Raw genomic sequence first — 18,265 nt, forward strand, 5'->3', positions numbered from 1 at the left:
AGGCTTAGGCTGCGTCTTCGTCCAGATCGATTTCGTCGGCCTGTGCGACGACTTCGCGATCGTCATAGTGGCCGCAAGAGGCACAAACGTGGTGCGGGCGTTTCAGCTCGCCGCAGTTCGGGCATTCGTTCGGGTTTGCAGCAACCAGAGCGTCGTGTGCGCGGCGGTTGTTGCGACGCGACTTGGAAACTTTGTTCTGTTGGACGGCCATGGTCTCAACCTTTGTCTGACTGGGGGCCGCAGATTCGCTGCCGACCCGGGTTTCGTAGTTCGTTTATCGTGGTTTGACGCGCGTTTAGGCGACGGGCCCCGCAATGTCCAACCCAAAATCCGATGAGCGCGCGAAAATACTGCGATTCTCGGCATGTTCAAGCGATTTTTCTGACCGCCTGCTATGACAGGAAATCTGGCACCTGTCACTCGTCTTTTTTTAGCACATCGCGCAGACCTGCCAATCCTGCAAAGGGTTTGGCATCGTCATCCGTCATCGCCTGTTTGCCCGGTTCTGTGTAGGCAGCTTGGCCCAGTTCCGCGCCGTCTTTACGCGGATATTGTGGCAAAGCCAGAGACAGGGCCTCGACCATGACAAGGGCCGGATCAATTTCAGGCCCCAAAGGTTCAGATTCGTCATCTTCCTGGATTTCGAACTCTGGATCATCTGGGTCTGCCCAATCCGCAAGAAAAGTCCGGTGCACTGGTATGTCGATCCTTGTCGTCACCGGTTCTAGCGTCACTACGCAAGGTTGGATGACAGTTGCACCGAGTTTCCCGTTTAGAACCCAGTCCCGTTTGCCCTGCGCCCACAGTTCGCCCGAAAAGCTGAGTTTGCGCAGCCCCAGCAGCCCAAGGTCTTGCCTGATCTGCTCGAGCGCGGTGGTTGCGGGGCGCAGATCGAACGGTGTCGGGGCGTTCTGCGGCAGGTCAGACACCCGAAATGATGTCGTCTTGCTCATTCGTGAGCCTTTCTATGTGTTGAACCGTAGCAGCGGTTTATGTAATCGGATAGAAGCCGAAGAAGGCCAAGGCAAGAGGGTGCAAATGTTGAAGGTAGTGAACCGGTTGAAACCAGCTGCGAAATCGCTTGTGTTTGTTGCCTGTCTGGCTGCGACCGGGGCTTGTACGGCTATCTTCAAGAATCACGGCTATGTGCCACCGGCCGAGGAACTGGCGGAAATCAAAGTAGGCGTAGACACGCGGGACAGTGTGCAAGAGGCTATCGGCGCGCCGGGCGCATCCGGCGTGGTTCGGGATTCGGGCTATTACTATGTCCGCTCTCGCGTGCGTCACTACGGTCCGAAACGGCCCGAGGTGGTATCCCGCGAACTGGTTGCCATCAGTTTTGATCAGCGCGGTGTCGTCAGAAACATCGAACGCTTTGGTCTTGAAGACGGGAATGTGATTGCTCTGGAGCGCCGCGTTACCGATTCCAACGTTCAGGACAAAGGCTTCCTGCGTCAGCTGCTAGGCAATATCGGCAACTTCAACCCGGCGAACATTCCGGGCGCCAACTAATTTGCGCCTAAACCTTGCGGTGGTCACAGGGCAGTCACATGTCTTGTGCTAATGGTGTCGTACCGACGCCTGAGGGTCGGCAACCGTGGAGGGCGCGACCGTGGCAACGGCAGTTTTGTTAAGCAAGGGGCGCTATCGCGCCAGACTGGCGCAGTCGCCCGAGGATATCAGAACAGCTCAGGCATTGCGGACCTTGGCTTTTGGCACAGAGCAACCGGACTGCGACGAGTTTGATGCACGCTGTAGCCATATCCTGGTCGAGGATATGCGCTCGGCAGAACGGCTGGTCTGCTGCTTTCGGATGCTGACCATGGATAGTGGCGGCGAGATCGGGCGAAGTTATTCGGCGCAGTTCTATGACCTGACCTCGCTCGAAGGCTTCAAAGGTCGGATGGTCGAAATGGGACGATTCTGTATCCATCCTGATCACAGCGACCCCGACATCCTGCGTGTCGCCTGGGGTGCAATGACGGCCTACGTTGATCGGAACAACGTCGAGATGCTGTTTGGATGTTCCTCTTTTGCCGGTACCGAAACAGAGCAGTATCTGGATGCGTTTGCGATGCTAAAACATCGCCATCTGGGCCCGAAACGCTGGTTGCCGCGCGTGAAGGCTCCGGATGTGTTTCGTTTTGCCGCGCGTCTGCGGCGCAGACCGGATTCTAAAAAGGCAATGCTGCGGATGCCGCCTTTGTTGCGGACCTATCTGATGATGGGCGGTTGGGTCAGCGATCATGCGGTGGTGGATCGCGACATGAACACGCTGCACGTTTTCACAGGGGTGGAAATCGGTGCGATCCCCCCGGCGCGCAAACGTCTGTTGCGGGCGGTGGCCGGGTAGATTGAGTATTTTTGAAAAGGTGAAGACGGGGCGTTGACGCAATGTGTCAGCCGGTTTAGCTGGCGGACATGGCGAGAATTCCTTTGTTGCAGATGTCCGGCATTTCCCTGACTTTCGGGGGTGACCCGGTGTTTTCCGAACTGGATCTGGTGGTTCAACCCGGTGATCGTGTTGCGCTGGTGGGGCGAAACGGGTCCGGAAAGTCCACGTTGATGAAAGTGATGGCCGGTCTGGTCGAGGCGGATCGGGGCGAGATTGTCGTGCCGCCCGGGAAATCCGTTGGCTATATGGAGCAAGATCCGACGATGGAAGGCTTTGCCACGTTGGGAGATTACGCATCCTGCGGGTTGGAGCCGGGAGAACTTTACAAAGTTGAACGGGCCGGTGAAGGGTTGAAGTTCGATCCTTCACGCGCGGTTGAGACCGCTTCGGGCGGCGAGCGGCGGCGGGCGGCACTGGCCAAGCTGATGGCCGAAGCACCGGATCTGATGTTGCTGGACGAGCCGACCAACCATCTGGATATCGAAGCGATCGCGTGGCTGGAACGCGAACTTGGCGCGAGCCGAGCGGCCTTTGTGCTGATCTCGCATGACCGAGCCTTTTTGAGGGCTCTGACGCGGGCAACGCTTTGGATTGACCGGGGGGCTGTTCGGCGACAGGAGCAGGGTTTTGAAGCCTTTGAGGCCTGGCGGGACAAGGTCTGGGAGGAAGAGGACCAGCAACGCCACAAGCTGAATCGCCTGATCAAATCTGAAGCGAAATGGGCGGTTGAGGGCATTAGCGCCCGACGCAAACGCAACCAAGGCCGGGTGCGGGCCTTGCAGGCGTTGAGAACTGAAAAGGCGGCGCAGATCAAACGTCAGGGTTCGGCTGCAATGGCGCTGGAGGCAGGGCCAAAATCGGGCCGCAAGGTCATTGAGGCCAAGGCGCTGGCCAAAGGATTTGGCGACAAGCAGATCGTTCGGAACTTTGATCTGCTGGTACAGCGCGGTGACCGGGTGGCCTTTGTCGGGCCGAACGGTGTTGGAAAAACAACGTTGCTGAAGATGCTGCTGGGGCAGGTGGAGCCGGACGCGGGCTCGGTATCTCAGGGGACGAACCTTGAAATCGCGGTATTCGATCAGAACCGCGCCCAACTAGACCCTGAGATGAGCCTGTGGGACAGTCTGACCGGCGATCCGGCTATGCGGGTGTCGGGCAAAGCCGATCAGGTGATGGTGGGCGGGCAGCCCAAACATGTTGTAGGGTATCTCAAGGAATTTCTATTTGACGAACGGCAGGCCCGAGCAGCCGTCAAGTCCCTGTCCGGTGGGGAAAAAGCCCGATTGCTTCTGGCCAAGCTGATGGCGAAACCCTCGAACCTATTGGTGCTGGACGAACCGACAAACGATCTGGATGTCGAGACGCTGGACCTGCTGCAAGAGCTTCTGGACGATTACGACGGCACCGTTCTGCTGGTCAGCCATGACCGGGATTTTCTGGACCGCGTGGCGACAACCACCATCGCGATGGAGGGTAACGGACAGGCGACAGTTTATGCTGGCGGTTGGTCGGATTACATCGCACAGCGCGGTGATGTGATCGAAAAAAGTGTAGAAAAAGCAAAGCTTTCAAAGCCAAAGGTCAAGCAGGAAGAAAAGCCGAAATCCGGCTTGTCCTTCTCGGAGAAGCACCGGCTGGAGAAACTGCCTGCCGAGATCGCGCGCCTAGAGGCCGAGATTGCCAAGCTGGAAGAGTTGATGTCCGATCCCGAGCTGTTCACGCGTGAGCCGGTGAAGTTCCAAAAAGCGACCGAGGCGTTGGTTGAGCGGCAGGAGAAACTCTCGGCCGCTGAAGAGGAATGGCTGACGCTCGAAGAGAAAGCTGAAAGCGTTTAGCGGGCCAGACGTCTTGCTGGATTACCTGCCACGGTTTCTCTGGCGGGGACATCTTTGGTGACGACGCTGCCTGCGCCGATTGTGGCGTAGTCGCCTATGGTTATGCCGGGCAACAGGATCGCTCCGCCGCCAATCCAACCTGCCTGCCGATGTTGACGGGCAGGCCGACTTCCAGCCCTTGTGCCCGATCAGCAGGGTCTTTGGCATGATGCGCGCAGTAAATCTGAACATTGGGGCCGAACATCGTGTCGTCGGCAACCCGAACGGGGGCCGTGTCCAGAACAACGCATCCGGCATTGAAGAAAACCCGGCTGCCCAGATGGATGTTCATTCCATAGGCGCAATGAAAAGGGGCTTCGAGAAAACAGTCCTCGCCGACATGGCCCAGCAGCGCGTGCAGTTCCGGGGCCATCGCGCCGCGTGTATCGGGCGGACAGGTGTTGTGAGCGTGAACAGCCCGTCGTGCTTGCGCGCGCAGATCGTCCAACTCGGGATCGAGACAGCAATACCACTGCCCGGACTGCATTTTCTGGCGCTCCGACATGGAGCTGTCTTACCGCATCCGCAGAGCGCCGTCGATGCGGATGACCTCGCCGTTCAGGTAGCCCATTTCAACGATGAAACCGGCCAGTCGCCCGTATTCCTTGGGGTCACCCAGGCGGGCCGGGTTCGGGACATCTGCGGCAAGTTGTTGTTGCACGTCTTCAGGAAGGCCCGCCAGCATCGGGGTCATAAAGATTCCCGGCGCAATGGTCATGACGCGAATCCCGGTTGAGGCCAGGTCGCGTGCCATCGGCAGGGTCATGCCAACCACGCCGCCTTTAGATGCTGCATATGCCGCCTGTCCCTTTTGGCCGTCGAATGCAGCAATAGATGCAGTGTTGATGATCACACCGCGCGCCCCGTCTGGTTCGGGTTCGTTCTTTGCCATCTCGGCCGCAGCCAGCCTTGAGACGTTAAATGTGCCGACAAGATTGATGTCGATCGTGCGCTGGAACGCGTCCAGCGGGTGTGGGCCATCCTTGCCGACCGTCTTGATTCCATAAGCGATACCGGCGCAGTTCACAGTCGCGGTAATCTTGCCCATCCTGTCCATACCGTGGCGCACGGCAGCTGCGACCGAGGATTCGTCTGTTACATCCGTCAGCGCAAAATACCCGCCGATTTCGGAGGCGACTTGAGCGCCACGGTCCGCGTCACGGTCCAGAATGGTGACTTGTGCGCCCTGCTCGGCAAAGTGACGGGCGGTGGCTTCGCCCAGACCGGATGCGCCGCCGGTGACAAGAGCGGCTGTGGTGGACAGGTGCATCGGAACTCCTCCCTAGGATATGAACAACTGTTCAATAACTGCTTTGCAGGGGCTGTGTCCATATCTTTGAGCCCGAACGCCCAAAGGGGCGGCGCGGAATAACCGCTGCCGGGCCAATACACATCTTTAAGGCATCTTAATCCGCGCTTCACGAAAACGCGCCTGTTCGTGAACGAAGTAATCACAGCCATTGCGTGTTTTTTCGTCAGGAGGTTCCGATATGGTAAATGGTATGAAACAAACACTGGGCGCTGTTCTGGCTGCACCTGTCTTTGGGATTGTGGTTGCCGGCAGTGCTGTTGCAGCGCCGGAAACGTGTAACTGGAAAACGGCTCGAAATCTTGCGAATGCAGGCGACTATGCCGGTCTTTGCGATTGTGTTCAGGTGACCCCGAGCTTTCTGGACAGACTTCAGAAGCGACCGGATTTTGAGACAACGCTGCGCATTACCGGGGCGCAATGCCCGGGGCTGGCCGCTTTGCTGACAGATGTGCCAACGGCAAGCCTGTCCGGTCTGGCAGAGAATCGGGGCGAAAGCCGCGGTTCAGAACCCGGCGGGGCGGGATTTGCGAACGCGGCTGGTCCAGACGGCCTCGGTGGTGGCGGAGAACCTGACAACGGCGGCCAAGAACCCGGTGGTGGCGGTGGAGAACCTAGCGGTGGCGGTGGAGAACCTAGCGGTGGCGGTGGAGAACCCGGCGTTGGCGGTGGAGAACCCGGCGGTGGCGGTGGAGAGCCCGGCGGCGGTGGCGGAGAACCCGGTGGTGGCGGTGGAGAACCCGGCGGTGGCAAAGGCAATAACGGCGGCGGAAAGGGCCATAACGGCGGCGGCAAAGGTGGCGATAAGGGTAACAATGGCGGCGGCAACGGCGGCGAGGGCAGCAGTCCGGGTCGCGGAAACAACGCCAACGACGACGAGGGCGAAAGCGACCGGCCCGGTCGCGGAAAGGGACGTCAGTAGCCTTGCCTATTCCAAAATAGATACGGCCACCCAATCGGGTGGCCGTTTCCTGCTTTGCAATCAAAGGTGAAAGGGGCGTCAGCCCAGTTGCACCAATGCGTGGCGTTTCTTGCCTGCACTCAGCTTGATCGGGGATGACAATGCGCCCGCGTCGATCATCAAACCTGCATCCGTCAGCGGAGCGTCGTCCAGTTTGGCCCCGTTTTCAGCAATCAGGCGCTTGGCCTCTTTGCCGGATTTGGCGAGGCCTGATTTGACAATGATCTGCACGATGGACATGCCGTCGCCCAGCTCGTCCGCGCTGAGGGTCAGGGTGGGCAGATCGTCTCCAACGCCACCTTTTTCGAACACTTCACGGGCCGTGGCTTCGGCCGTTGCCGCAGCTTGCGCCCCGTGGAGAAGGGCTGTCACCTCATTGGCGAGGCGGATTTTGGCCTCATTGACCTCGGACCCGGCAAGCGCGCCAAGACGGTCACATTCATCCACCGGCAATTCGGTATAGAGCTTCAGGAACCGCCCGACATCCGCATCGGTGGTGTTGCGCCAGAACTGCCAGAATTCATAGGGCGAGCGCATCTCGGCGTTCAGCCAGACCGCGCCATCCTGCGATTTGCCCATCTTCTTGCCGTCGCTGGTGGTCAACAAGGGAGAGGTCAGGCCGTAGATTTCGTGATCCAGCACCCGGCGTGTCAGGTCGATACCGTTGACAATGTTGCCCCACTGGTCGCTGCCGCCCATTTGCAGAACGCAGCCATAGCGGCGGTTCAGCTCCAGAAAGTCATAGGCTTGCAGGATCATGTAGTTGAACTCGAGAAACGACAGCGACTGTTCGCGATCCAGCCGGGATTTCACCGATTCAAAGCTGAGCATCCGGTTGACCGAGAAATGCCGCCCGATGTCGCGCAGGAAATCGAGGTAGTTCAGATCATCCAGCCATTCGGCATTGTTCAACATCAGCGCTTTGTTTTCGGCGTCAGTGTCGTAATCGATATAGGCCGCGAACACCTTTTTGATGCCTGCGATGTTTTCGTCGATCTGTTCGGGACCCAGCAGGGGGCGCTCATCCGCGCGGAACGAGGGGTCGCCCACCTTGGTGGTGCCGCCGCCCATAAGGGTTATCGGCTGATGACCGGTCTTCTGGAACCAGCGCAGCATCATGATCTGGATCAGACTGCCCACATGTAACGACTTGGCCGTTGCATCAAAGCCGATATAAGCTGGCTTGCACCCACTGATCAGCGCGTCGTCAAGGCCCTGATAATCGGTGCAGTCGGCGAGGAAGCCGCGCTCGATCATCGTGGCGATGAAATCCGATTTGGGGTGGTAGGTCATATCGTGCCCTCGGGGTTTGTGTTGCGGGGCACTGTATAGGCGGCGCTGCGGATGAGGAAAAGCCACCTTTTCACTCTAAAACCGCGTGCCGTGATATGCGCGCGCAACTTGATGGCCGGGGTGTTGATCATGAAACGCGACGTCGGAAAAAAACCGACGCCCCCAATCAGAAGGCTTGCCAAGGCGGCATAACAAAAGCACCTTGACCAAGCTGCAACCCAGAGGTGAAGTCCAGAACCCCGGGCACGGCGGAAACATTGCCAGATCAGGAGGCAGGCGTGGGCCAAACCATCAAGAAACACGGAATGGTTCGGGCATTGGGCGCAATGTCCGGTACGTCGCTGGACGGGGTGGACGCTGCGGTGGTGGAAACCGACGGGCATTCCATCGCTGGATTCGGGAAAAGCGGCTATCGCGCCTATACCGATGCCGAACGCGAAATTCTGCGGGCGGCTTTGGGGCAATGGCACGGTCCACAGGTCGACGCGGCGGCTGAGATGGTGACCTTTGCCCATGCCGAAGCGCTGTCCGAGTTCGAAGATGTAGACCTGATTGGCTTTCACGGCCAGACTTTGGCGCATGAACCGCGCGGGCGCGGGACATTGCAGGTGGGCGATGGTCTTGGGTTGGCGCAGGCGCTGGGGCGCCCGGTGGTCTGGGACTTCCGAAGCGATGACGTGGCTATGGGGGGCGAGGGCGCTCCGTTAGCACCGTTTTTTCACTTTGCCTGCGCCAAGTGGTTTGGCGCGGACCGCCCCTTGTGCTTTTTGAACCTGGGTGGTGTTGGCAACCTGACCTATGTGGACCCAAGCTTTGATGGTCCCGAGGCGCCAGGGGCGCTGCTTGCCTTTGATACGGGGCCGGCGAACGCGCCGGTCGATGACCTCATGCAAGCCCGGTTGGGGCAGCCGATGGACCGGGATGGTGCGGTTGCGCGCAATGGCACCGTCGAAATGGGTGCGTTGGAGCTGTTTCTGGCTGAGCCTTTCTTCGCACGTATGCCGCCCAAGTCGCTAGACCGGAACGATTTCTCTGAGATGATCGAACTAGTGAAAGAACTGGGTGACGCTGACGCGGTGGCAACCCTGACCGGGATGTGCGCAGCGGGTGTGGTGCAGGGGATGGAACATTGTCCGCAGCCGCCGTCTTGCGTGCTGGTTACAGGCGGTGGACGGCGCAATCCGGTGTTGATGGAGATGCTGCGCGTATCCCTCGACTGTCCGGTCGAACCGGTCGAGGCGGTGGGGCTGGACGGCGACATGCTCGAGGCGCAGGCCTTTGCCTATCTGGCTGTGCGCGTGGCGCGGGGATTGCCAACCTCGTGCCCCGGAACAACCGGGGTGAAAGCGCTGGTGGGTGGCGGCATGGTCAGTTCAGTGAACGTTCAACCGGTGGGTTGAGGCTGCATACAAGTATCGGCTAACGTGTTATCGACACACAGGCTTGCCACTGCGACGGGCTGTGTCGAAGTGAAAATGCCCTTTGTGATACCGGTCAGCGTCAGGACCAAGAACAGTTCCGAACAGGCCACAGGCTCCGCTGTGCAACTCTTGCAACACGACGCTTTGATCGGTGTCGCTCCACCCGTCCTGAACGGTGATCTGCGTTCCGTCCTGCAACACGAAGGTCGAGATATCGATGGCCCGACCCCGCGCATGTTCGGAAATGCGCGCATAGGGCTGGTTGTTCTGCGTCTTGCAGGCATAGTGGCCAACAACCCGCATACCCTTGAGCCCACCCCCCAGATCGGCAAAGGCGGGTTTGGCGACGTTTTCGATCCACGTTTTCAGCGTGACGGCTGTCTGACAGTCCATCAGCGAGAACTGGCTGAGCGCAATGTCCGAAATTCTGTAAATCCGGACCGGGTTGGCGATGCCGCAACCCAGCGCTTTTCCAGCCAAAGACGTGCGGGTTTCGCCCAAGATGGTCCAGTCACCACAGACCGCCCCGCGGTCACGCATACGCTGACGACCCACTTCAAACTGGCGAAACTTGCAAGGGCGCAGCGCTGGGCGTTTCGAGGTCAGCACCGCAGGTTCGACAGTCCCGGCAGGTTCGATATGTTCGGTCGTGACTTCCTCCTGCAGATCGGGCAGTGCCAGTTCGGATGAAAGGCGGGATTCTGCACAGGCGGGCTCAGCGTTTGCAAGACAGGTACTTGCGAACAGAAGCAGAAGGACCAGAAAGATGCGTTTCACAATCACCCGATGCTCCGATACCTGCGGTTGCGTTGACAGAATGATAAATGGGTAACTTTCTGTAAACTCACCTTTTCAGAGCATCCCCAGATCAGCTTATCCCCGAGGGATATCAAACCCAGGTTCTGCCAGTTGGAACCCATCGAATTGAAATCCGGGAGAAACTGTACAGCTGACCAGCGTGTAATCACCGGTGCTGCGCGCGGCCTGCCAATGGCCGTTGGGAACAATCAGTTGTGGTGCGCCCCGAGACAAATCGGGCGACAGCACATGGTCAACCGCCGGACCCTTGTCTGTTGCACTCAAGGACAGGATCAGTGGCGCGCCCGCGTGGTAGAGCCAGATCTCGGTCGCGTCGACCCGGTGCCAGTGGCTGCTTTCCCCCGCTTGCAGCAGGAAGTAGATGCAGGTGCCGGTCGGGCGGCCCTTGTTCTCGGCACGCCAGGTTTCCGCGTACCAGCCGCCCTCGGGGTGAGGTTGCAGGTTCAGGCGATCGATGATCTCTTGTGCTGTCATGTGGCCCCCGTGTGTTTGGCGCAATTATGCACGGCAAGGTGTGATCCGCTATGGTATTCGTGCGCACGGGGAATATGTATGCCGCATGACACTGACCATTCCATTCGATAACTCATATACCCGCCTGCCGGACGCGTTCTTTGCGCGACAGAAACCGGCGCCTGTACGCGCGCCCAAGTTGATTGCCTTCAATGATGATCTGGCGCGGCTGTTGCAGGTCCATCCGGGTGATGTGCAAGAGATGGCGGAAGTCTTTGCAGGTAATCGCATCCCCGATGGTGCGGACCCCATCGCGCAGCTTTACTCCGGGCATCAGTTTGGCCAGTACAACCCGCAGCTTGGGGACGGGCGTGCGGTGCTGTTGGGCGAAACTGTCGGAACGGATGGCGTGCGGCGGGATGTTCAGCTGAAAGGCTCGGGCCCGACGCCGTTTTCTCGTCGAGGCGACGGCAGGGCTTGGCTGGGTCCGGTTCTGCGCGAATACGTGGTGTCCGAGGCGATGCACGCGCTGGGCATTCCCACAACACGCGCACTGGCGGCGGTAGAGACCGGTGAAACCGTGTTCCGGGAGGGTCCGATGCCCGGTGCGGTGCTAACCCGGGTTGCAACCAGCCATCTACGGGTAGGCACCTTTCAGGTCTTTGCAGCGCGGGGGCAGTTGGACAATCTGCGGCGCCTGACAGACTACGCAATCGCGCGCCACTATCCCGGGGCCGAAGGGCCAATGGACCTGTTGCGGGCCGTTCGGGATGCGCAGGCCCACCTGATCGCTCAGTGGATGAGCGTGGGTTTCATCCATGGGGTCATGAACACCGACAATTGCTCGATTACAGGTGAGACCATCGATTATGGCCCCTGTGCCTTCATGGATGTTTATCACCCCAATACGGTCTACAGTTCGATAGATCGGATGGGCCGTTATGCCTATGCCAACCAGCCAGATATTGCCGTCTGGAATCTGGCGCAGCTGGCAACCTCTCTGATTCAGCAGATGGACAACAAGGACGCCGCTGTTGAGCAGGCGACCGAGATCGTGCATGCCATGCCGGACCTGCTGCAACAGAACTGGTTGACCCGGTTCCGGGCAAAGATCGGGCTGACGACCGCTGAAGAAGGCGATCAGGCGCTGATCACCGATTTGCTAAAACGTATGGCCGAGGGGCAGGCTGATTTCACCAACACCTTCCGTGCGCTGGGCAAAGATACCGTGCGCGATCAGTTTGTCGATCCACAGGCCTTTGACAGTTGGGCAGAAGGCTGGCGTGCGCGTTTGGCGCATGAGGCGCCACCGCATGAAGTGATGACCGCGGCGAACCCGGCCTTTATCCCGCGCAATCACCGCGTCGAGCAGATGATTCGATCAGCGGTGGCGGGGGATTACCAACCGTTCCATCGGTTGAATACAATCCTAACGCGGCCATACGACGATCAGGCAGAAGCGGCGGATCTCAAACGGCCCCCGACCGATAACGAAGTTGTGCACGCCACGTTTTGCGGAACATGACGGTCAAACATCTCTGGAAATCCCTCGCTGCGGAACGTTTCGCTGGGAGGGGCGAACGGATTTGCCCGTTCCAGATCGGTGTCGGATGCGCTGAAACTGCTGTATCTCCGTCCTGCCGCACCTGGATGATATGAGGGGAAACCCGTCTGTTTCCGGCCACGCCACGTGCCGGGTTTTTAGGCGATATATTGTGCCGAGGCGACTTCCCCGGTTGCCGTTGTTGAGAAGTGAAACTGAAGGGTTGCGTCCGGCGACAGGCGTGGCACTTTGGGTCAAGCCCACTGGTCAGGTCTATATGCAGTCATCTTCCACCCTTCGCATCGCCAGCTATAACATTCAGAAATGCCTCGGGCTGGATCTCCGGCGCCAGCCGCAGCGCATTTTGCAGGTCATCGAACATATGCAGGCCAATATCGTTGTGTTGCAGGAGGCCGACAAACGTCTGCCGCCGCGGCCGGCGGCCCTGCCGCATTTCATGCTGGATGAAGCCGGTTGGCAGATCGTCGATCTGGGTGGTGCCGGCAGTCTGGGCTGGCATGGCAATGCAGTGATCTGGCGTGGCGAGGGCCTTTCGGTCCGGCGGACCGGACATCACGAATTACCCGGGCTTGAACCGCGCGGCGCGGTCCGTGTTGAATTTGATACCCATATCGGGCCGTTGCGGGTGATGGGAATGCATCTGGGGCTGTTGCCTGCATCGCGACGTCAGCAGATCTCGCATATCAGGCGGTTTGATAAAGAGCTGGAGCAGATGCCGACTGTCTGGGCGGGGGATTTCAACGAATGGTCCCGACAGCCTGTTCTGGATCACCTGGCACCGGAAATGCGTTTTCTGCCCCCCAAGCCGAGTTTTCCCGCCGCGCAGCCGCTGGGCGCGCTGGATCGGATCGCGCTGGGCGTGGGCGTCAGGGCCACTGCGCATGGTGTCCATGACGCGCGCCCGGCACATATCGCTTCGGATCATCTGCCGGTTTGGGCTGATTTGGCGTGCGTGGCTTAAGTTCACCGGAAAAGAAGAAATCCCTGTGGCGCAAATCGCACAGACATACTAAGACAGACACCCGAGCAATTCTGAGGGGCATCATGTCGGAAACGATTATTGGACGTTGTGAGGCCAAGGGTCTGCGCATGACCGGTCAAAGAAGGATCATCGCGCAGGTATTGGAACAAAGCGACGACCATCCGGATGTCGAAGAACTGTACGCGCGTGCTTCTGCCATCGACACAGGCATCTCGATTGCGACGGTGTATCGTACGGTCAAACTGTTCGAAGAAGCCGGAATTCTGGAACGTCTGGAGTTCGGCGATGGGCGGGCCCGTTACGAGGATGCCGAGCGTGATCACCACGATCACCTGATCGACATGCAGTCGGGGGAGGTAATCGAATTTGTCGACCCCGAGATCGAAGCCCTGCAGGAAAAGATCGCCGCCAAGCTTGGGTACAAGCTGAAAGGGCATCGGCTGGAACTGTATGGCGTGCCGCTCAAGCAGAAGTGATCCATCACAAATCACGAACGGCCCCAACACGTTAATTCATTGAATGTGTCGGGAATTGGCTTGCCAGATGCCGCTGGTTGCGGTTCATGTGCCCGCATACTGCACCCCAAGTACCCTTTTCCTACGGACGCGCGCATGAATAACGTAAACGGCATCCTTTTGCTGATCGGCTCGATGGCGGCCTTTTCTCTTGAGGATATGTTCATCAAGTTCCTGTCGGGCGCTGTGCCGACAGGTCAGATCATGGTGTGTCTGGGTGTGTTCTGCGGGCTTGTCTTTGCGGTGATGTCGGTGGTCACCCGCAAACGCATCTTCGATCCCGTGGCGTGGAAACTGCTGCCGATGGTACGTGCAGGGACAGAAGGATTCGGTGCCGTAACCTTTGTCACCGCGTTGTCGCTGATTGATCTGTCCACTGTCGCCGCCGTGTTTCAGGCCATGCCGCTTGCCGTGACCATGGGCGCGGCCCTGTTTCTGGGAGAGCAGGTCGGCTGGCGCCGCTGGAGCGCCATTGGTGTCGGCTTTATCGGTGTTCTGATGATCATTCGCCCCGGATTGGAAGGGTTTCAGCCAGACTCGCTGTTTGTCGTCCTGACCGTGTTTGCGATTGCGGCGCGTGATCTGATAACGCGCAAGCTGGATGCTCGGGTGGCCTCATCCGTTGTGGCGATGCAGGCGTATATCGCAGTGGCGCTGGCCGGGCTGCTGTTGATGGTCATTTCCGGAACACCCTTTGTGCCGGTGCAAAGCGGCCAGGCAGGGCCATATCTGGGCGCGATCGGTTTCGGCGTTTTGGGGTATTACGGCATCGTAACGGCCATGCGGGTTGGCGAGGCTTCGGCCATGATGCCATTCCGTTACACGCGTCTGGTGTTTTCGATCCTTGCCGGAATGTTGATGTTCGGTGAACGCCCTGACGCGCTGACAATGGCTGGGGCGAGCCTCATCATCGGATCTGGCCTGTATACCTTTATCCGCGAGCGACGTCTGGCGCGCAATCTGGTTCCGGCCTGATCCTGTTGGCGCAAACAGCAAACTGTTAGCCCTAAAGGTCGGTAAATATGCGTGTTAGCGATAACGGAACCGGTTTACTTTTGGCCGGTTGCTGCTATGACGCGTGCAACCGACTGCAGCCATAGGGACAGACCTCATGAGCACCATTATTGACATCCACGCGCGCGAAATTCTGGACAGCCGGGGCAACCCGACGGTCGAGGTCGACGTGATTCTGGAAGACGGCACCATGGGCCGCGCCGCCGTACCGTCCGGTGCGTCCACCGGCGCGCATGAAGCCGTAGAAAAACGCGACGGCGACAAATCCCGCTATATGGGCAAAGGGGTTCTGGAAGCCGTGGCCGCCGTGAATGGTGAAATCGCCGAGGAACTGGTGGGCTTTGACGCGACAGAACAAGTGGCCATCGACCAGGCGATGATCGAACTGGACGGAACCAATAACAAAGGCCGTCTGGGCGCCAACGCCATTCTGGGTGTGTCGCTGGCCACCGCAAAGGCGGCAGCCGATTTCACGACGCAGCCCCTTTATCGTTACGTCGGTGGTACCTCAGCTCGCGTGCTGCCGGTACCGATGATGAACATCATCAATGGCGGCGAACACGCCGACAACCCGATCGACATTCAGGAGTTCATGATCATGCCAACCTCGGCCGCGAATATTCGCGAGGCCGTGCGAATGGGGTCCGAAGTGTTCCATACGCTGAAGAAAGAACTGTCTTCCGCGGGTCTCGCCACGGGCGTGGGCGATGAGGGCGGTTTTGCCCCCAACATCGCCAGCACCCGCGAGGCGCTGGACTTCATCCTGAAATCCATCGAAAAGGCGGGCTACAAACCCGGCGAAGAAATCCACCTGGCCTTGGATTGCGCGGCGACCGAGTATTTCAAGGATGGTAAATACGTTCTGGCGGGCGAGGGGATCACCCTGACATCCGAAGAAAACGCAGCCTATCTGGCGGCTCTGGTCAATGACTATCCGATCATCTCGATCGAAGACGGCATGTCCGAGGATGATTGGGACGGCTGGAAAGCCCTGACCGACGCCATCGGCGACAAGGTGCAGCTGGTGGGCGACGACCTGTTCGTGACCAATCCGGCGCGCTTGGCCGAAGGGATCAAGCGCGGCTGCGCGAACTCGATGCTGGTTAAGGTGAACCAGATCGGATCGCTGACCGAAACCCTGCGCGCCGTCGATATGGCGCACCGTGCGCGTTATACCAACGTGATGTCGCACCGTTCGGGCGAGACCGAGGATGCCACTATTGCCGATCTGGCGGTGGCGACCAATTGCGGTCAGATCAAAACCGGCTCGCTGGCGCGGTCGGATCGGTTGGCCAAATACAACCAGTTGATCCGCATTGAGGAATCGCTGGGCGAGGTTGCGGAATACGCAGGCGCGTCGATCCTTCGCAAATAACGCGCTTGGTGCTAGGCTGGCCCCTGGTTTTATTCCGGGGGTCGCATTGTGCTGAACATCATCGAACCGGAAACGCCGGACCAGATTGAAGCGGTTCGGCGTTTGTGTTGGGATTACAGGGATTTCCTGCTGGCACTGGATGAAAGAACCGCCCAGATTGTGCAGGCTTTCTACCCAAGCGAAAAATACGCCCGCGTGATGGACAACATCGACGCGGAACACACACCGCCGACCGGTGGGATCAAACTGGCATTGCTGCATGGGGAACCGGTCGGCTGCGGTATGTTTCACACGTACGAACCCGGTGTAGCTGAAATCAAACGTGTATTTGTAACTGACGCAGCAAGGGGGACCGGAGCAGGCCGTGCCATCATGCTTTCGCTGATCGAAATGTGCCGAGATATTGGGTTCGACTATATTCGAATGGACACCGGCAAACCCCTGGAAGCGGCGACTCGGTTATACCTGTCTTTAGGCTTTCACCTGCGCGACGCCTATTACGAAACTCCTGAAATCGCACCCGGCCACCTGCTTTTTTTTGAGATGCCGCTATTTGAGAATGGCACCCTCAGGCCAGAGAAAAGTTAAATTTTTCAGGGACATGTTCGTTTGCGGTTGAGGTGTTTGACAATAAAAATGTAGCTTATCTATTCTTATGTGTGAACTTGTTACTTATCACGTCCACACTGAATGCCGTAGTTTGTCTTCATTGCAGAAAGGAGACTACGATGTCTGTATCCAAATTCCTTCTGATAATCGCCACAACGTCCATCACAGTATTGTCCGCCTGCGCGGGTCCGGGAACGTATCCGATAACCGGAGAAGAGGTTTCGTCGAATGACCCGGTTCAGGACATGAATCCGGCAAATATCTTCCGCGGCGAGTCGCGCTAAAGTACCTTGCTCATCAGCATATACCTGTCACGTTGTCTGAACCCGGTGCGCAGATATAGCTTTTGGGCAGTTTCATTGTTTCGGTCGACTTCCAGATGAAGAGCCATCAGGCCTGCCCCGGCAAGAGCTTTGGGCAGGTCCAAAAGAACCTCGGTGGCAATGCCGCGGCCCCGAACGGCGGGGCGTATGTAGATCTCGTCCACGAAACCGTCCATGCCGCCAAACTCGACTGACCAGCCAAAGGTCAGGATGATATATCCCAAAGGCGCGCGCCCGGGCCCAATCAGATAGACACAGCCATGAGGGATACCATCCAGCATGGGGGCGAGGGCATTGCGTGTCTTGTCGGCGTCCTGTGTCAGCCCGGCCTCGGTATGAAAGGCGGTGACCAGCGTCATCAGGCGATCCAGATCGTCGGGACGCGCTAGGCGGAGGGCAGCGCTCATAATCTGGCCAGCCTTTCTGTCAGCAAGGTGAAAAAGCCGTCGGCGTCGATTTCCCCCATGAACAACGCATTTGGTGCGCGGTTGGTGACACCCCACCAATCCGCAACGGTCATGCCCAAGGTCAGGTCGGACCCTGTTTCAATCTCGACATTCACGCGGCGGCCCGAAAACAGCGCGGGGCGGATCAGATAGGCGGTGACGCAAGGGTCGTGCAGGGGAGCGCCCGCGCTGCCGTATTTCTCTTTGTCGAAGCGTTCAAAGAAATCCGTCATCTCGGCCACGGCATGCCCAACCTTGCTGTCCAATGCGCGGAACGCGTCGTTTCGCGGTTTGGTCACCAGCGCTTTGTGCGTGATATCCAATGGCATGACAACAATCGGTATTCCGGATTTAAAAACGATATCAGCAGCTTCTGGGTCGACATAGATGTTGAATTCAGCAGTGGGGGTGATGTTGCCGACTTCGAAATACGCCCCACCCATCAAGACGATTTCCTGCACGTGGTCGATGATATCGGGGGCCTTGCGAAACGCAGTCGCGACGTTTGTCAGCGGACCCAGTGGACAAAGGGTCACGGTCCCCGGCTCTTCAGCACGCAGGGTGTCGATGATGAAATCCACAGCGTGACCTTTGGCCAGGGGCATCTGCGGATCCGGCAGGACCGGGCCATCCAGCCCGGTTTTTCCATGCACATGTTCTGCGGTGACAAGCGGACGGTTCAGCGGTTTGTCGCAGCCCGCATAAACCGGCACATCCGTACGTCCGGCCAATTCACAAACGATTCGGGCGTTCTTGGCTGTAAGGGCGAGCGGGACGTTACCCGCGACGGCCGTAATACCCATAACCTCGATCTCGTCCGGGCTGGCCAGCGCCAGCAGGATGGCGACGGCGTCGTCCTGTCCGGGATCGGTGTCGATGATGATCTTGCGAGGGGGCATAGGCGTCTCCGGG

Annotated in this window: 22 protein-coding genes; 12 read left to right on the plus strand and 10 right to left on the minus strand. The window is 58.7% G+C overall.

Translation table 11 applies throughout. The features are described 5' to 3' along the window. Positions 1 to 4 precede the first annotated feature (4 nt). Entirely contained in the window at positions 5 to 211 is a 207-nt protein-coding gene (gene rpmF / locus ACR0JI_RS01470; RefSeq protein ID WP_008756996.1) for a 50S ribosomal protein L32, read from the minus strand. Positions 212 to 416: 205 nt separating this feature from the next. Continuing rightward, positions 417 to 953, minus strand: a complete 537-nt coding sequence (locus ACR0JI_RS01475; RefSeq protein ID WP_480493019.1) for a YceD family protein — start codon at positions 951 to 953, stop codon at positions 417 to 419. An 85-nt stretch (positions 954 to 1,038) separates the two neighbouring features. Here ACR0JI_RS01475 and ACR0JI_RS01480 point away from each other — a divergent pair, with 85 nt between their 5' ends. The 3 genes from ACR0JI_RS01480 (at position 1,039) to ACR0JI_RS01490 (ending at position 4,230) form a co-directional block, all read left to right on the plus strand. Further along, positions 1,039 to 1,512, plus strand: a complete 474-nt coding sequence (locus tag ACR0JI_RS01480; protein WP_480493020.1) for an outer membrane protein assembly factor BamE — start codon at positions 1,039 to 1,041, stop codon at positions 1,510 to 1,512. Positions 1,513 to 1,612: 100 nt separating this feature from the next. Next, the gene (locus ACR0JI_RS01485; protein WP_480473237.1) at positions 1,613 to 2,353 is read left to right on the plus strand and encodes a GNAT family N-acetyltransferase; all 741 of its coding nucleotides are present in this window, start codon (positions 1,613 to 1,615) and stop codon (positions 2,351 to 2,353) included. A 68-nt stretch (positions 2,354 to 2,421) separates the two neighbouring features. Further along, positions 2,422 to 4,230: an ABC-F family ATP-binding cassette domain-containing protein gene (locus ACR0JI_RS01490; RefSeq protein WP_480493021.1), complete on the plus strand. Its 1,809-nt coding sequence runs from the start codon at positions 2,422 to 2,424 to the stop codon at positions 4,228 to 4,230. Here the strand turns inward: ACR0JI_RS01490 and ACR0JI_RS01495 are convergent. From ACR0JI_RS01495 to ACR0JI_RS01505, 3 genes are read right to left on the minus strand one after another with little or no spacing between them, the layout of a single operon-like run. Beyond that, the gene (locus tag ACR0JI_RS01495; protein ID WP_480493022.1) at positions 4,227 to 4,343 is read right to left on the minus strand and encodes a hypothetical protein; all 117 of its coding nucleotides are present in this window, start codon (positions 4,341 to 4,343) and stop codon (positions 4,227 to 4,229) included. The two genes, ACR0JI_RS01490 and ACR0JI_RS01495, sit on opposite strands and share 4 nt — an antisense overlap. Beyond that, positions 4,331 to 4,774: a maltose acetyltransferase domain-containing protein gene (locus tag ACR0JI_RS01500; protein ID WP_480493023.1), complete on the minus strand. Its 444-nt coding sequence runs from the start codon at positions 4,772 to 4,774 to the stop codon at positions 4,331 to 4,333. Before ACR0JI_RS01500 ends, ACR0JI_RS01495 begins: the two co-directional genes overlap by 13 nt. Positions 4,775 to 4,783: 9 nt before the next feature. After that, complete coding sequence (locus tag ACR0JI_RS01505) at positions 4,784 to 5,539, minus strand: 3-hydroxyacyl-CoA dehydrogenase (protein WP_480493024.1); 756 nt, start codon at positions 5,537 to 5,539, stop codon at positions 4,784 to 4,786. Positions 5,540 to 5,771: 232 nt separating this feature from the next. Here ACR0JI_RS01505 and ACR0JI_RS01510 point away from each other — a divergent pair, with 232 nt between their 5' ends. Next, positions 5,772 to 6,500 (plus strand): hypothetical protein, encoded by a 729-nt coding sequence (locus ACR0JI_RS01510; RefSeq protein ID WP_480493025.1) that lies wholly within the window; start codon positions 5,772 to 5,774, stop codon positions 6,498 to 6,500. A 78-nt stretch (positions 6,501 to 6,578) separates the two neighbouring features. Here the strand turns inward: ACR0JI_RS01510 and tyrS are convergent, their stop codons facing one another. Continuing rightward, entirely contained in the window at positions 6,579 to 7,832 is a 1,254-nt protein-coding gene (gene tyrS, locus ACR0JI_RS01515; RefSeq protein ID WP_480493026.1) for a tyrosine--tRNA ligase, read from the minus strand. 305 nt (positions 7,833 to 8,137) lie between these two features. Here tyrS and ACR0JI_RS01520 point away from each other — a divergent pair, with 305 nt between their 5' ends. Next, positions 8,138 to 9,232, plus strand: a complete 1,095-nt coding sequence (locus ACR0JI_RS01520; RefSeq protein ID WP_480476771.1) for an anhydro-N-acetylmuramic acid kinase — start codon at positions 8,138 to 8,140, stop codon at positions 9,230 to 9,232. A 27-nt stretch (positions 9,233 to 9,259) separates the two neighbouring features. Here ACR0JI_RS01520 and ACR0JI_RS01525 read toward each other — a convergent pair whose 3' ends face one another. Together ACR0JI_RS01525 and ACR0JI_RS01530 are read right to left on the minus strand one after the other, a co-directional pair. After that, complete coding sequence (locus ACR0JI_RS01525; protein WP_480473225.1) at positions 9,260 to 10,036, minus strand: extensin-like domain-containing protein; 777 nt, start codon at positions 10,034 to 10,036, stop codon at positions 9,260 to 9,262. Positions 10,037 to 10,126: 90 nt separating this feature from the next. Next, positions 10,127 to 10,546, minus strand: a complete 420-nt coding sequence (locus tag ACR0JI_RS01530; protein ID WP_267367608.1) for a cupin domain-containing protein — start codon at positions 10,544 to 10,546, stop codon at positions 10,127 to 10,129. Positions 10,547 to 10,631: 85 nt separating this feature from the next. On the opposite strand from ACR0JI_RS01530, the gene ACR0JI_RS01535 reads away from it, so the two are divergent. The 7 genes from ACR0JI_RS01535 to ACR0JI_RS01565 all read left to right on the plus strand — a co-directional run bounded on the left by ACR0JI_RS01535 (position 10,632) and on the right by ACR0JI_RS01565 (position 16,868). Then, positions 10,632 to 12,050: a protein adenylyltransferase SelO gene (locus tag ACR0JI_RS01535; protein WP_480493027.1), complete on the plus strand. Its 1,419-nt coding sequence runs from the start codon at positions 10,632 to 10,634 to the stop codon at positions 12,048 to 12,050. Positions 12,051 to 12,345: 295 nt separating this feature from the next. Further along, positions 12,346 to 13,050: an endonuclease/exonuclease/phosphatase family protein gene (locus ACR0JI_RS01540; protein ID WP_480476769.1), complete on the plus strand. Its 705-nt coding sequence runs from the start codon at positions 12,346 to 12,348 to the stop codon at positions 13,048 to 13,050. An 83-nt stretch (positions 13,051 to 13,133) separates the two neighbouring features. Beyond that, on the plus strand, positions 13,134 to 13,547 hold the full coding sequence (locus ACR0JI_RS01545) for a Fur family transcriptional regulator (RefSeq protein WP_480473221.1): 414 nt from the start codon (positions 13,134 to 13,136) through the stop codon (positions 13,545 to 13,547). A gap of 135 nt (positions 13,548 to 13,682) precedes the next feature. Further along, a complete protein-coding gene (locus tag ACR0JI_RS01550; RefSeq protein WP_480473219.1) occupies positions 13,683 to 14,561 on the plus strand; it encodes a DMT family transporter in 879 nt (292 codons plus the stop codon). Positions 14,562 to 14,697: 136 nt separating this feature from the next. Further along, positions 14,698 to 15,975, plus strand: a complete 1,278-nt coding sequence (eno, locus tag ACR0JI_RS01555) for a phosphopyruvate hydratase (protein WP_480473217.1) — start codon at positions 14,698 to 14,700, stop codon at positions 15,973 to 15,975. 48 nt (positions 15,976 to 16,023) lie between these two features. After that, a complete protein-coding gene (locus ACR0JI_RS01560; RefSeq protein ID WP_480473215.1) occupies positions 16,024 to 16,563 on the plus strand; it encodes a GNAT family N-acetyltransferase in 540 nt (179 codons plus the stop codon). 140 nt (positions 16,564 to 16,703) lie between these two features. After that, positions 16,704 to 16,868: a hypothetical protein gene (locus tag ACR0JI_RS01565; protein WP_480473213.1), complete on the plus strand. Its 165-nt coding sequence runs from the start codon at positions 16,704 to 16,706 to the stop codon at positions 16,866 to 16,868. Here the strand turns inward: ACR0JI_RS01565 and ACR0JI_RS01570 are convergent. Next, positions 16,865 to 17,314 (minus strand): GNAT family N-acetyltransferase, encoded by a 450-nt coding sequence (locus ACR0JI_RS01570; RefSeq protein ID WP_480473211.1) that lies wholly within the window; start codon positions 17,312 to 17,314, stop codon positions 16,865 to 16,867. The two genes, ACR0JI_RS01565 and ACR0JI_RS01570, sit on opposite strands and share 4 nt — an antisense overlap. Continuing rightward, positions 17,311 to 18,252 (minus strand): nucleoside hydrolase, encoded by a 942-nt coding sequence (locus tag ACR0JI_RS01575; RefSeq protein WP_480473209.1) that lies wholly within the window; start codon positions 18,250 to 18,252, stop codon positions 17,311 to 17,313. Before ACR0JI_RS01575 ends, ACR0JI_RS01570 begins: the two co-directional genes overlap by 4 nt. Positions 18,253 to 18,265: the final 13 nt, after the last annotated feature.

The sequence above is a fragment of the Ruegeria sp. N10 genome (genome assembly GCF_056531545.1).